The following is a 13,032-nucleotide window of genomic DNA, read 5'->3' as shown; positions in this document are numbered from 1 at the left end:
AGAGCGTTGACGTACACGACGGGTCGCTGGGAGCAGTTCTGGGGCAGGCTCAGCCGGGAGGGATACCCGGTGGCGGCGTAAGCGAGTCCGGAGGGGCCGCGAACCACATCATTCGTCGGTCACACCCCATGGTGCCCAGGGTGCGGGTACGACGAGGACGGCGAGCGGCTGCTGGGATCAGGCCGACTCGGCGGTACGGAGGCGATCGGCGTCGCGGGAAGAGGCGAGGATGGAGGTGGTGCTGAGGCCGGGGACGAGGGGGATGGTGGCGACTCGGCCGCCGTAGGAGCGGACGAAGTCGGCCCCGACGATGCCGTCGGGGGCGTAGTCGCCGCCCTTGACGAGGACGTGGGGCTCGATCAGGCGGATCAGGTCCTCGGGGGTGGGCCCGTCGAAGAGGACGACGGCGTCGACGCAGGAGAGGCCGGCGAGGAGGGCGGCGCGGTGGTCCTGGCCGACGACGGGTCGGGTCGGGCCCTTGAGGCCCCGGACGGAGGCGTCGGAATTGAGGCCGACGATGAGGCTGTCTCCCAGGCGACGGGCCTGTTCCAGGCAGGCGAGATGGCCGGCGTGGAGGATGTCGAAGCAGCCGTTGGTGAAGACGATCGAGCGGCCGGCTCGGCGCTGGTCGAGGGCCCACTGGCGGGCGGCCTCGGGGGAGCGGACCTTGGGGGAACAGCCCCGGAGGGCCCGATCCAGTTCCGAGGCGCGGACGACGTAGCAGCCGGGGTGGCCGACGGCAATGCCGGCGGCGACGCTGGCGGCGCGGCAGGCGTCTTCGACCCGGGAGCCGGAGCCGAGGCAGGCGGCGAGCACGGCGGCCACGGTGTCGCCGGCTCCGGTGACGTCGGCGACCTCGCGGACCTCGGCCGGAAAGTGGTGCAGGCCGCCGGCGGTGGCGAGGGTCATGCCGTCGGCCCCTCGGGTGATGAGCATCGCCTCCAGGCCGAGCCGCTCTCGGAGTTCGCAGGCGGCCTGGCCGACCGAGTCGTCGTCGTCGATCGGCCGGCCGACGGCTCGACGGGCCTCGAGCAGGTTGGGGGTCAGCAGCGAGGCGCCGGCGTAGACGAGGAAGTCGACCTGCTTGGGGTCGACGATGCAGGGGAGGCCGCGGTCTCGGCAGGAGGCGATGGTGGCCCGGACCAGCGCAGGGGTGAGGGCGCCCTTGTCGTAATCGGAGAGGACGACCACATCCTGAGTATCGAGCAGGGAGTCGAGCCGGGCTCGGAGGGTGGCGCCGGCGGCTTGGAAGGCGGGGCGGTCGCCGTCCTGGTCAAGGCGGAGGAGCTGGTGCTGGCCCTGAGAGACGACCCGGGTCTTGCAGATCGTCCGGCAGCCGGGGGGGCCGACGAGGACGCAGTCGGCGACCCCGGCCTCGTTGAGCGCCTGGCGGAGGCGGTCGGCCTCGGGGTCCTGGCCGGCCGCTCCGGCGAGGGTGGTGCGGCAGCCGAGGCCGGCGAGGCTGGCAGCCACGTTGCCGGCGCCGCCGGGCCGGTACCACTCCCGGGTCATGCGGACGACCGGGACCGGAGCCTCGGGGGAGATGCGGGCGACGTCCCCCTCCAGGTAGCGGTCCAGCATCACGTCGCCGATGACCAGGGCCCGCACGCTCGACCAGTCGCTCACGGGAGTCGCTCCTCGCTGAGCCTCCTGGGCCGCCGGCTGCCACCGCCGGCCCGCCCGCCGGGCGGTTCCGTCCGCCTCGGCCCGATCCTCGCCGCCCCGGGATTCGGGGAGGAGCCCCGTCAGCAGGGGGGCGACGACGCGGCGACCAGCCGCGCGATCCCCTCCTCCAGCGAGGTGAACGGCTCCTCGTAACCGACGGATCGCAGTCGGGTCAAGTCGGCCTGCGTGAACGACTGGTACTTGCCCCGCAGCGTGTCGGGAAAGGGGATGTATTCCACCCTCCCTCGACCGAGCTGTTCGATCAGGATGCGGGCGATGTCGTTGAAGCTCCGGCTCTGGCCGGTGCCGACATTGAACACTCCCACCCTCGGCGGCCCCTCGGCAAAGAAGAGGTTGACCCGGGCCACGTCCCCCACGAAGACGAAGTCTCGGCGCTGCTCGCCGGGGCCGTAGCCGTCGGTCCCCTCGAACAGGCGGGCGACGCCGTCTCGGGCGAGCTGCTGGTGGAGCTGGTGGACCATGGACGCCATGCGGCCCTTGAACTGCTCGCGAGGGCCGTAGACGTTGAAGTAGCGGAGGCCGACCACCGTGGTCCTCAGGCGGGGCCGGGCGGCCTCGACGTAGCGGTCGAAGAGGAGCTTGGAGTAGGCGTACACGTTGAGCGGGTCTTCGCAGGCACGCTCCTCCCGGCAGACCGTGCCGGCGCCGTAGACCGAGGCGCTGGAGGCGTAGACCAGGGCCGAGCCAAGGTCGACGGCCCAGCGCAGCAGCTCCTTGGAGAAGGTGAAATTGTTATCCATCATGAAGCGGCCGTCCGACTCGGTGGTGTCGGCGCACGCTCCCTGGTGGAGGATCGCCTGGACCGGGCCGATGGACTTCCCCGACCGGATCAGGTCGCGGAACTCGGCGAGGTCCATGTAGTCGGCCAGGTCGCAGTCCTTGAGGTTGCGGAACTTGTCCCCCTGGCGGAGGTCGTCGACGGCGAGGATGTCCGAAATGCCCCGATCGTTCAGGGCGCGGACGATATTGCTGCCGATGAAGCCGGCGGCTCCCGTGACGATGTGCATGGCGAGGGGATCCGCGGGGGAGATGCGGGGCGAGGGTCGGCCGAGGCGCATCCCGGCCGGCCCGGGGGCGGCCCTCCCCGGGCGCGACCGACGGTAGCAGACGGGTTCAAGACCGTCAACGCGAGCCGGCGACCCGCCGCCGGTTGGTCCTCGAGGGCCCGGCCTCTGCCGACGAGCGGCTTACCGGCGGTCGAGGCCGGCGGCCGCCTCGGGGTCGAGCATCCAGGTCACCCGGGGGCCGGCCGGGCGGAGCAGCGAGCCGGGGACCCGAGCCGAGACCTCCCCGAGCAGCGATCCCGACACCGCTCCCGCCTTGTTCGGGCCGAAGGCCAGCACGAGGATCTCCCGGGCCGACCGGATCGGGGCGATCCCCATGGTCAGGGCCCGCCGGGGGACGTGCTCCTCGCCGCCGAAGTCCTTGGCGGCGTCGGCGATGGTCGTCGGGTGCAGTTTGACCGGGCGGGTGGGCAGGGCCAGGGCGCGGTCGAGGTCCAGCTCCGTCGGCTCGTTGAAGCCGATATGCCCGTTCCGGCCGAGGCCCAGGAGCTGGAGGTCCAGGCCCCCTTCGCCCTCGATCCAGCCGTCGTACGCCCTCCCGTATGCCTCCAGCGCGGCTTCCGGGACGGTGCCGTCGGGCACGTGGGAGCGGTTGGGGGCCAGGTCGACCCGGGAGAACAGGTGCCGGTCCATGTAGAACCGGTAGCTCTGCGGGTCGAGCGGAGAGATGGGGTAATACTCGTCCAGGTTGAAGGTCGACACGCCGGCGAACGACAGCCGGCCGGCGCGGTGCTCCTCCACCAGTCGATCGTACACCGGCACCGGAGTGCTCCCGGTCGCCAGGCCGAGCACGGCCTTGCCCGAGGCCGAGACGCGGTCCCGGATCACCGCCGCGATCCGGTCGGCCGCGGCCGAGCAGGCGTCGATCTTGTCGTCGAAGACCAGGACCGAGGCGCCGTCGATGGAGAAGGAGCGGGAGGGCTTGGGTGCGGGCATCGTCGTCGTGGGGTTCCGTGTCAACGGGGGGCATGGGCCGGTGTCGAGGATCGAGCCCGGTTCGGCGCGGGTTGAGCCAGCATACGTGCCGGGCCGCTTTCGAGGAAGCCCCGGCAGGGATCCCCTGGTATCCGCCGTCTCCTCGTCATAAAATTCGGTGGAGGATGCCGGGCCGGTTCCCGATCTCGACGAGGCAACGGCGATGGCTCGCCTAAGGATCCGCTATCCCTTGCCGGGAGACGAGCCCGGCCACTGGAGCGGAGAATTGCTGCGGGAGGGCGAAATCCCGGAGCTGGGCCAGGCCCTGGATCTCCCTGGAGACGAGCGTCCGCTCCGGCTTCGGGTCGTGGCTCTGCTCTTTCGGGCGACGTTGGCGGTCGTCGGCATCGACGCTGATGTCTTTGCCTCCTGCGTGGAGCCAACGTCGCCGCTGATGACGTCCTCGATCCTCTGCTCTGCGAGCGATTCCGAGCCAAGCCCCGACTCCGGATGATCGGCCGGGAGCGATTTCGGGCTCAGGCCGAGGCCGGGATCGCCTCCCGGATGGCCCTCGGGTCGAGGTGGCCGCCGAGCACGCCGAGGGCCACCTGGATCGGGTCGCTGGCCAGCAAGTCGGCCCGGGTCGGGTCGAACGACTCGATCCGGAAGAGCTCCACCCCCGCGGCGTGGTCGTCGGCCCGGGGCGTCCGGCCCCCGGCCAGGCGATGCCCCTCGGACCATTCCCGGGTCAAGGCGGCGTAGGCGCGGCCGAGGTGGTTGCAGAACTCGGTGTAGTCGGTCAGCTTCACCTGGGAGGCGTGGCAGTTGATCGCCCACTCCTTGGTGCGCTCGGCCTGCTCGTCGTAGGTGAAGAAGGCGTTGGGCTGCGGGAGCGGGCCCCAGGGGGTCCAGCCGCTGAGCACCAGCGTGTCAGCCAGGCCGGCGCCGATCAGGCCGATGGCCGCGAAGCACCGGGTCATCCGGTGCGCCATGTGGGCGTCGGTCGCCGGGGGGATGATCAGGGCCCCGGGGCGTCGCTGCTCGAACCAGCCGACGATCTTGTCCAGATCGGCTGCCGTCGGGCGGTAGCCGGGGCTGCGGTAGGCGTCCAGGTCCCAGCAAACGGGCTCGGCGCCGAGCACGTCGCACTCCAGCCGGAACTCCTTCTCGCGGACGGTGACCTTCTTCTGGTTGTTCAGCCAGGGGGCGTCCACGTTCCGTTCCCCGGCGAAGACCAGCACCTCGATCACCGGCAGGCCACGTTCGACGGCGAATTCATGCAGCAGGCAGGCGGCGGTGATGGCGCCGTCGTCCGGATGAGGGCAGAGCATCACCAGGGGTCGATCGGCCCGGACCGCCCTCCGGATCGGTTCGCGAACGTCGACGAGCTGGCCGTGAGCCCCGCTGGCCAGAACGATGCGGAGCAGGTCGTCGTAGACCGGCTTCCAACGGCTGCTCGAATCGGAGAGGGGGGACTCGGGTTGCATGGGCTCGCCAGGGCGTTGGGGCGGCGACTCGGCCGGGACGCCGATGTCCCGGGCGCCGCCGGGGCGGGCAGGGCGGGGCGAGAGGAGGTCCAATTTTATCAACTGTTCATGTGCGATGGGGCTTGGGTCGGCATTTCCGCCGCATCCATTGTGCGGCCCGCCCGCCCCGGAGTCAACTCGTGATCCGAGGCCCCCTGCCCTGTCTCGCCCGCCCGGCCCGGCCCGGCTCGGTTCCTGATCGCCGTCAGAGGCGTTCGACCCAGGCCTCGGCCTCCTCGGTCGCCCGGGTCATCCGGCGCTCGACTTCGAGGCGGTAGTGCTCGATGCCGTCCCGGTCCACGTCCGGCGGCACCGTCACTGGCGGCGGGACGACGCAGCAGGCGGCCCGGAACGGGCGGGGAACGGCGAAGCGGTCCCAGCTCTTCGCCCGCCAGGGGCGGTGGAAGGCCATACCGGCCCCCACGATCGGCCAGCCGGTCTTCGAGGCCAGGTAGATCATCCCCTGATGCACGTGCCGCCGGGGCCCCCTCGGGCCGTCCGGCGTGACGCAAAGGTGGCCCCGGTCGATCCGGGCGATCATCTCCCGGAGCGCCCGGGCTCCTCCTCGGGTGGTCGATCCTCGCACCACGCCGAAGCCCAGCTTGCGGACGACCCGGGTGATGTACTCGCCGTCGCGATGGTCGCTGATGAGGATCTGCATCTCCGGCCAGGCCCAGTAGTACGCCGGGAAAAGCATGACCTCGTGGAAGAACGCGTAGATGTAGCGCGTTCCCAGCCTCCGGGCGACCTCCGGGTTGACGTTCGGGTCCTCGTACCGGAAATGAAAGCGGCTCGACCCCACCAGGCGACGAACCGCCCACGCCCCGGCCGTCCCGACGGCCGAGAACAGCATCGGGTGCTGGATCTTCATCCCCTTCGGCCTCCGTGCCTGCTCGCGAGCCCGGTTGTTCCGGAGCGTCGAGCAGCCTAACCGATGGGGGAGAACCCGGCCAGATTAGCTGGAGCGGGGAGGGATCGCTGGGCCAGCTCGGGACGGGGAGCGACGCCCGGGGAGGATCAGCGGGCCGAGCCATCCAGCGTCGCTTCGCGGAGCGGAGGTTCCGGGGGCGATCCCCCCTGCCCCACCCGGTATCGCTCCCCGAAGAACGGCCTCCCTTCCTGACGGAACTTGTTGGCGAAGTTCGTTTGCAATTGCCAGGCGTCCCCCGCCTCGACGCGGGATTCGTCGATCGCCTCGAACGCCGGGTGCTCGCCGAGCACGTCGACGATCTCCCGGAAGTACTCCTCCACGTCGGTCATCACCCGGAGCTCCCCGCCGAGGCGGACGACCTGCGCCGCTCGGGAGACGAATCGCTCGTTGACCACCCGACGCTTGCGGTGCCGCTTCTTCCACCACGGATCGGGGAAGTAGACGTGCAGGACCTCGACCGAGCGGTCGGGCACGAACTCGTCGAGGAACTTCTGAGCGTCTCCGGCCACGACCCGGACGTTTCGCAGGCCCGCCTTCACCACCCTCGCCGCGGAGTGCAGCGCGTACTTCTTCGCCAGCTCGACCCCCACGAAGTTCGTCCCCGGCTGCTCCGAGCCGGCTGACGCGAGGAAGACCCCCTTGCCGGGCCCGACCTCCACCTCAACCGGGTGGTCGTTGCCGAAGAAGGTCGGCCAGTCGAGCGGAGGCTGCAACTCGTCCAGCGGAACGAACGTGCCCGTCGTATCGACGGTGATGCGGCGTCGGGGCATGGCGATGGAGGCGTTGGCCTGGCTTCGGGTCGAGTCAAAGCGAGCGCGGGGGGGGACCGACGATCCTACCGCGTCGCCTCGCGCAGCGACCAGAGCAACGCTCCCGGGCGAGATTCCCCGAGCCTGCCTTGCTCGGCCGACTTCGAGCAGCGTCGGGCATGGAGGGGGGGATTGGCGCGGGGGACTCGGGGGGTGCCGAGCGATCGGGCTCGGAGGCGGACGGTGGCGATCGCCTGTCGCATCGCGTCGTAGTCGACCTCGTGCACGTCGATCGGCCGGCCGACGCCGGGGATCATTGTCAGCGTGAGCCGGCCGCCGAGGTGCTGGCGGAACTCCTCCAGGCCGAGGAACAGGTGGTCGGTGTCGTCCAGCGCCGGGTCGTCCAGCGGCAGGCCGAGGTCCGCCAGGCAGCGGAGGACGCGGTCGGCCGCCGAGGGATCCAGCCCCAGGGCGATCGAGGAATAGACCGAGTCGATCGCCACGCCGATGGCCACCGCCTCGCCGTGCCGGAGCGAGAAGCCGCTGAGCGGCTCCAGCTTGTGGGCCGACCAGTGGCCGAAGTCCAGCGGCCGGGCCTCCAGCGCCTCGAAGGGGTCGCCCCCCCGGGTGATGTGGTCCAGGTGCATCCGCACCGAGTCCCGGATCACCGGCCCGGCCGCCTCCGGGTCGCGCCGGGAGATTCGCCGGGCGTCTCGACAGATGCGGTCGAACGCCGCCGGGTCCTTCAGCAGCGACACCTTCACCGCCTCGGAGAAGCCCGAGACGTAGTCGCGATCCGGGAGCGAGTCGAGCAGGGTCTCGTCGTTGACCACCGCCCAGGGGACGGCGAACGCCCCCAGCCAGTTCTTCTTGCCGAACAGGTTGACGCCGTTCTTGACCCCCACGCCGGAGTCGGCCTGGGCCAGCGTGGTCGTCGGCAGCCGGACGAGCCGGATCCCCCGGTGGGCGATCGCCGCCGCGAAGCCGACCGCGTCGAGCACCGCGCCGCCTCCGATCACGACGACGTAGCTGCGGCGGTCCAGGTCCGCCTCGTTGAAGGCCTGGAGCATCCCCTCCAGTCCCTGGATGTCGTTCTTGATCGCCTCGCCGCCGGGCACGACGATCGGCGATCCGACGACGCGGAGCCGGTCGGCGAACCGCTCGGAGAAGCAGCCAAGAGCCTCGATCAGTCCCGGCCGGGCCTCGGCCACGTGACCGTCCACCCAGAACTGCACCCGGGCCGGCCGATCGCCGGAGGGTTCGAGCAGCTCGGCGAGCACCTCGGGCTCGGCGCCGAGTACGTCCCGGGTGAACCGCAGGCGATGGACGAACGGGGCGGAGAACGGTACGTCGAGCCGCTCCTCCGAGGATCCGGTCGGGGTGGTCATCTCGCGGCGCACTCCTACGGCCGGAGGCGGCCCCTCGGCGGGGAAGGGCCGGCACCGGGCCTCGGGTGGTCAAGGGGGGGGAGCCGATTCGGATCGGGTCGAGGAGGGACCGATCGCACCCAGACCACGGGGTCGAGGGGCCGGGTGTTCAACACTCGTCGTTCATTATTTCCCCGGGAATCGACCCGGAGCAAGAGCCTGAAGGCCCCCGGTCACGGGCCCCTCGGTGCATCCGGACCCTCGGGGGCGAGCTTCCGGAAGGTCATCAGCGTCCTCGCGCTCCCCGGCCCGGCCTCGAAGGCGGTTGGGCGAGGGCGGCCGGGATCCGAGGTGCAGAGGATCAGCCGGCCGTCCTCGAACGAGTAGATCCCGAGCACCCGGTTCCCCCGGTTCGGTCCCCCTTCGGGGATCAGGTCGATCGCCTTGGGCTCGGCCTTGGGATCGAGCTCGAACCGGGTGGCCGCGAAGGGCTTTCCCGATCGCTTCCAGACGATCCGGTCCCCCTCGACCACCCGGATGATCTCCCGGATCGCCTCGGGGGGGCCGTCCTCGCCGTTGCGGATCGAGCGCTCGACCGCCCAGGTTCCCTGATGCCGGGCCAGGTCGTCCGGGAGGGACGCCTCGTCCTCCCCGGCCCCGATCAGCAAAACGGCCAGCAGGGCGGCGATCACGGACGGGCCTCGATCGGGTTCCGGAGCGTGCCGAGCCCGTCAATCTCCACCTCGACCACGTCCCCCGGCTTCAGCCAGACCGGAGGCTTCCTCGCCATGCCGACCCCAGGAGGGGTGCCGGTGAAGATCAGGTCGCCGGGCTCCAGGGTCATGATCTGGGAGAGGTAGGCGATCGTCTCCGGCACCCGGAAGATCAATTGCGCGGTGTTGGAGTTCTGCATCAATCGGCCGTTGAGCCGCAGCCGGATCCCCAGGGCGTGCGGGTCGGGAACCTCGTCGGCGGTCACAAGATACGGGCCGACCGGGGCGAAGGTGTCGAACGTCTTGCCGGCCATCCACTGTCCGCCGGGCTTGCGGAGCTGCCAGTCCCGAGCCGAGACGTCGTGCCCGACGGCGAAGCCGGCGACGTGCGCCATTGCCCGGTCGGCCGGGATGTCCCGCCCCGGCCGGCCGACGACGATGACAAGCTCGGCCTCGTAGTCGACCTCGTGGCAGACCTTCGGCAGCAGGATCGGCGCCCCGTGGCCGATCAGGGCGGTCGGGTACTTGCTGAAGAGGATCGGCTCCTCGGGGATCTTGGCGCCGGTCTCGATGGCGTGGTCCCGGTAGTTCAACCCGAGGCAGATGATCTTTCTCGGGTCGGGGACCGGGGCCAGCAGCCGGCTCGACTCCAGGTCGTAGCGGACCGAGCCTTCCGGGGCCGCCTCCCGGGCCCGGGCGATCCCCTCGGGCCCCTGGGCGATCAGCTCCCGGACGCTGCCCGGCAGGGAGGGGTCGGCGGCGTTGAGGTCGACGAGGCGGCCGTCGATCTCGGCGCAGGCCCTCGGGCCTTGATCGGTGGCGACGGTCAGCAGGCGCATCGTCGACTTGTCTCCCGGAACGCGACGAGAGCACGATGGAACCGGGCCCGTGCCCGGCCGGGTGGGTGGAACATGTAAGCTACACCGATCCCCCCTCCGGGACCAGGGGGCGACGGCCTCCGTCCTCCCTCTCCGTCCTCAGAACCGGGCTGGCCGCACCCCGACGGGCTGGTAAGATGCCCGGTCGCCGGGGCGGCCCGCCTCGGGAGAATTCCCGAGAGGCCCCGATCGCCTGGGCCGATCGCGGCGATGGCCCCTCCTCGGGGAGGAGGTCCGGCGGGCCATCTCCGAGAGCGCCCCACCCTTCGAGGCGAGAGGTCCGGGCCCCCTGGGAGGACTGCTGCCGTGGAACCGCTTTTCAACCCCGTCTCCATCGGCCCGACGACCCGGATCGGCCGGGGGGAGCGGCTGGCCCTGATCGCCGGACCTTGCGTCATCGAGCCGGGCGACCTGACCGATCGGATCGCCGACCGACTGGCCGGGATCGGTCGGGAGCTGGACATCCCGGTCGTCTTCAAGGCGTCGTTCGACAAGGCCAACCGCACCTCGAAGTCCAGTTTCCGGGGGCCGGGGGTCGACGAGGGCCTTCGCGTCTTCGAGCGGGTCAAGGCCGCCACCGGCCTGCCGGTGACGACCGACGTGCACGAATCGATCCAGTGCTCCCCCGTCGCCGAGGTCGTCGACTTGCTCCAGATTCCCGCCTTCCTCGCCCGCCAGACCGACCTGCTCCGGGCCGCCGCCGCCACCGGACGGCCGGTGAACGTGAAGAAGGGGCAGTTCATGGCCCCCTGGGACATGGCCCACGTCGTCGCCAAGCTCGCCGATGCCGGGGCCGCCGGCGTGCTGCTCACCGAGCGAGGGACCACCTTCGGCTATGGCCGGCTGGTCAACGACTTTCGCTCGATTCCCATCATGCAGGGCACCGGCGCGCCGGTCGTCTTCGACGCGACCCACTCGGTCCAGCTCCCGGGAGCCGGCCAGGGGGTCACGGCCGGCGAGCGGGAGATGATCCCCTTCCTCGCCCGGGCCGCGGTCGCCGCCGGGACCGACGCCCTGTTCCTGGAGGTCCACCCGAGGCCCGAGGAGGCCCTCTCCGACGGCCCGAACTCGCTCCGGCTGGACGAGCTGGAGGGCTTGCTCCGGACCTGCCTGCGGATCCGGGAGGCGATCGAGGCCGGGATCGAACCGCTTGGGGCGCCCGAACCTTCGGCCGGCGGCGGGCGTAGCTGAGGGCGGCGCGGCCGCCTCGCAACGCCCCCCGGCTCGCCGAGTCGCCCGCGATCAGTCACAATGGAGGGCGAAGTGTCCCGGCCCGTCCCCGGATCCGGGACCTCGGCCACTCCTCGCCCCCTCGTCGCAACGCGACGACGCCCCGGAGAGCGACCCCCGTGCGAAGGCGACACCCACGCTGGCCCGGCCCGATCGGCCTGGCAATGGTCCTCGGCGCGATCACCCTCGGCTGCGGCGGCAGCGACCGCGACCGTCTCCCGATCGTCCCTCCTCCCCGAGGCGGGGCTGATTCCCCGGCCGGGGCGGCCGACTCCGGCGGCGGCAGCGACCGCAACCCGCTCCGAGGCATGGCGATGGACCCCGCGATGCGGGAGGCCCTGCTGCGCAACGTCGTCAGCCTGCTGGAACGCGCCCCGATGACCCCGGGCGGCCAGAACATCGACATCGCCACCGCCAACCTCAACCAGTACTTCCGGAGCACGCCCGACGCCGAGTTCCTGCTGACCGACGCCGCCCGCTCCTACCTCACCGAGCAACTGGCCGACTCCCCCTTCCAGGTCAAGGAGTTCGAGGACCGGCAGTTCGGGCTCAAGGACGCCCGGCACATCGAGGACTGCCTGCTCTACCACAACATCGCCGCGCGGGTCGCCGGCGGGGGCACGACGCTCGATCGCGTCCGCCGCCTCTTTGACTGGACGGTGCGGCACGTCCAGTTGGTTCCCCCCGAGGGCCCCTACCCCGACGTGCTCATCGAGCAGGGGATCAAGCCGGTCCCCACCCGCCCCTACGACGTGCTCGTCCGGGGCTTTGCCTCGGAGATCCCCGGCGACGCCTGGGCCGAGCGCTCCTGGGTCTTCCTCGCCCTCTGCCGCCAGATTGGGGTCGACGCCGCGATGATCGGTTACGACGTCGAGGGGCGAGAGACCCCCTATTACTGGCTCTGCGCCGCCCTGGTCGACGGCACCCCCTACCTCTTCGACACCCGGATCGGCCTGGAGATCCCCTCCCCCGACGGCCAGGGGGTCGCCACGCTGGAGCAGGCCGCCAACGACCCGAGCCTCCTGGACGGCCTGGACCTGGCCTCCCCGCCGATCCCTTATGAAACCGAGGCCGCCGACCTGGGCACGATCCGGGTCTTCCTCGACTCCAGCCGGGGGTACTTCGCCCCCAAGATGCGGCTCCTCCAGAACGACCTGGCCGGCGCCAACCGGATGGTCCTCCATCGCGACCCGACCGAGCAGCGCGACGCTTGGACCGCCGCCCTGGGGGATCGGCTCGCGTCCGTCGAGCTCTGGGAGCTCCCCCTGACCGTGGAGTTCCGCCTCTTCACCGACGGGGCCTACGTCCAGGCCATCCAGTACGTCAACTACTACTTCGACCCCCAGTTCCCCCTGCTCGGCCCCCGGCTCCGGCAGCTCCGAGGCGACCTCGCCGAGGCCAAGCAGGAGTTCACTCGGGCCCGGTTCCGCCGGGATCTCTCCGAGGCATCGGCCCCGCAGCTCGCCCCCCAGGTCCGGCAGGAGATCCACGAGTCGATCGACCTGTACGCCACCTACTTCCTCGCTCTCACCCAGCTTGACGACGAGATGCCCGACCAGGCGATCAACCTCTTCGAGCAGGCGCTCCGCCTTCCCCCCCAGGACACGATCCTCGTCAAGGGCCGTCCGGCCACCCTGCTCCGCCTCGGCGCCGAGACCAACCTCGGCATGCTCTACGAGGCCAAGGGGGACGTCCGTCGCGCCGTCTCCCACTATGCCGCCAGCAACACCACCCCCCAGTCCCAGGGCAACCTTCTCCGCGCCAACGCCCTCGTCTTCGCCGACCCCTTCGGTCCGGCCCCCCCCGAGCCCGGCCCCGGGGCCGGCTCCCCGGCCGAGGAACCTCCCTCCGACGCCGAGGCCGATCCCTCCGTCTCTCCGAACGACGGCTCCTCCGGGCCGGACGCCGCTGCCGAGCCCGACCCCTCCCCGGCGGCTCCCTGAGCTTCGCTCCCCTCCCCCCCGGGGCTTGAG

12 protein-coding genes are annotated in these 13,032 nt (G+C 71.3%); 3 read left to right on the top strand and 9 right to left on the bottom strand.

The genetic code is table 11. From position 1 onward, the window contains the following. Window positions 1-177 precede the first annotated feature (177 nt). From rfaE2 to TsocGM_RS15445, 3 genes are all read right to left on the bottom strand, one after another. Window positions 178-1,626, bottom strand: a complete 1,449-nt coding sequence (gene rfaE2, locus TsocGM_RS15455; protein WP_199756802.1) for a D-glycero-beta-D-manno-heptose 1-phosphate adenylyltransferase — start codon at window positions 1,624-1,626, stop codon at window positions 178-180. Between the two features lie 119 nt (window positions 1,627-1,745). Next, the gene (gene rfaD, locus TsocGM_RS15450; protein ID WP_126726361.1) at window positions 1,746-2,693 is read right to left on the bottom strand and encodes an ADP-glyceromanno-heptose 6-epimerase; all 948 of its coding nucleotides are present in this window, start codon (window positions 2,691-2,693) and stop codon (window positions 1,746-1,748) included. A 180-nt stretch (window positions 2,694-2,873) separates the two neighbouring features. Then, window positions 2,874-3,686: a glucosamine-6-phosphate deaminase gene (locus tag TsocGM_RS15445; RefSeq protein WP_126726360.1), complete on the bottom strand. Its 813-nt coding sequence runs from the start codon at window positions 3,684-3,686 to the stop codon at window positions 2,874-2,876. Window positions 3,687-3,888: 202 nt separating this feature from the next. Here TsocGM_RS15445 and TsocGM_RS15440 point away from each other — a divergent pair, with 202 nt between their 5' ends. Beyond that, a complete protein-coding gene (locus tag TsocGM_RS15440) occupies window positions 3,889-4,179 on the top strand; it encodes a hypothetical protein (protein ID WP_126726359.1) in 291 nt (96 codons plus the stop codon). A 22-nt stretch (window positions 4,180-4,201) separates the two neighbouring features. Here the strand turns inward: TsocGM_RS15440 and TsocGM_RS15435 are convergent, their stop codons facing one another. The 6 genes from TsocGM_RS15435 to TsocGM_RS15410 all read right to left on the bottom strand — a co-directional run bounded on the left by TsocGM_RS15435 (window position 4,202) and on the right by TsocGM_RS15410 (window position 9,790). After that, a complete protein-coding gene (locus tag TsocGM_RS15435) occupies window positions 4,202-5,152 on the bottom strand; it encodes a PIG-L deacetylase family protein (RefSeq protein WP_126726358.1) in 951 nt (316 codons plus the stop codon). Between the two features lie 244 nt (window positions 5,153-5,396). Further along, a complete protein-coding gene (locus TsocGM_RS15430) occupies window positions 5,397-6,062 on the bottom strand; it encodes a lysophospholipid acyltransferase family protein (protein WP_126726357.1) in 666 nt (221 codons plus the stop codon). A gap of 146 nt (window positions 6,063-6,208) precedes the next feature. Then, on the bottom strand, window positions 6,209-6,892 hold the full coding sequence (gene trmB / locus TsocGM_RS15425) for a tRNA (guanosine(46)-N7)-methyltransferase TrmB (RefSeq protein WP_126726356.1): 684 nt from the start codon (window positions 6,890-6,892) through the stop codon (window positions 6,209-6,211). 65 nt (window positions 6,893-6,957) lie between these two features. Beyond that, window positions 6,958-8,259 carry a 3-dehydroquinate synthase gene (locus tag TsocGM_RS15420; RefSeq protein ID WP_126726355.1) on the bottom strand — a complete coding sequence of 434 codons (1,302 nt, stop codon included), beginning with the start codon at window positions 8,257-8,259 and terminating at the stop codon, window positions 6,958-6,960. Window positions 8,260-8,471: 212 nt separating this feature from the next. Beyond that, on the bottom strand, window positions 8,472-8,930 hold the full coding sequence (locus tag TsocGM_RS15415; protein ID WP_126726354.1) for a TIGR03067 domain-containing protein: 459 nt from the start codon (window positions 8,928-8,930) through the stop codon (window positions 8,472-8,474). Beyond that, window positions 8,927-9,790 carry a fumarylacetoacetate hydrolase family protein gene (locus TsocGM_RS15410; RefSeq protein WP_126726353.1) on the bottom strand — a complete coding sequence of 288 codons (864 nt, stop codon included), beginning with the start codon at window positions 9,788-9,790 and terminating at the stop codon, window positions 8,927-8,929. The genes TsocGM_RS15415 and TsocGM_RS15410 overlap by 4 nt, the downstream gene beginning before the upstream one ends. A 345-nt stretch (window positions 9,791-10,135) precedes the next feature. Here TsocGM_RS15410 and kdsA point away from each other — a divergent pair, with 345 nt between their 5' ends. Together kdsA and TsocGM_RS15400 are read left to right on the top strand one after the other, a co-directional pair. After that, window positions 10,136-11,020 (top strand): 3-deoxy-8-phosphooctulonate synthase, encoded by an 885-nt coding sequence (gene kdsA / locus TsocGM_RS15405; RefSeq protein WP_233578926.1) that lies wholly within the window; start codon window positions 10,136-10,138, stop codon window positions 11,018-11,020. A gap of 158 nt (window positions 11,021-11,178) precedes the next feature. Continuing rightward, window positions 11,179-13,002, top strand: coding sequence for a tetratricopeptide repeat protein (locus TsocGM_RS15400; protein ID WP_126726351.1), 1,824 nt, complete (start codon window positions 11,179-11,181; stop codon window positions 13,000-13,002). Window positions 13,003-13,032 lie beyond the last annotated feature (30 nt).

The sequence above is a fragment of the Tautonia sociabilis genome (assembly GCF_003977685.1).
Classification (GTDB): domain Bacteria; phylum Planctomycetota; class Planctomycetia; order Isosphaerales; family Isosphaeraceae; genus Tautonia; species Tautonia sociabilis.
Note: the sequence above shows the minus strand (reverse complement) of the source record. Positions and strands in the feature narration are given on the sequence as shown.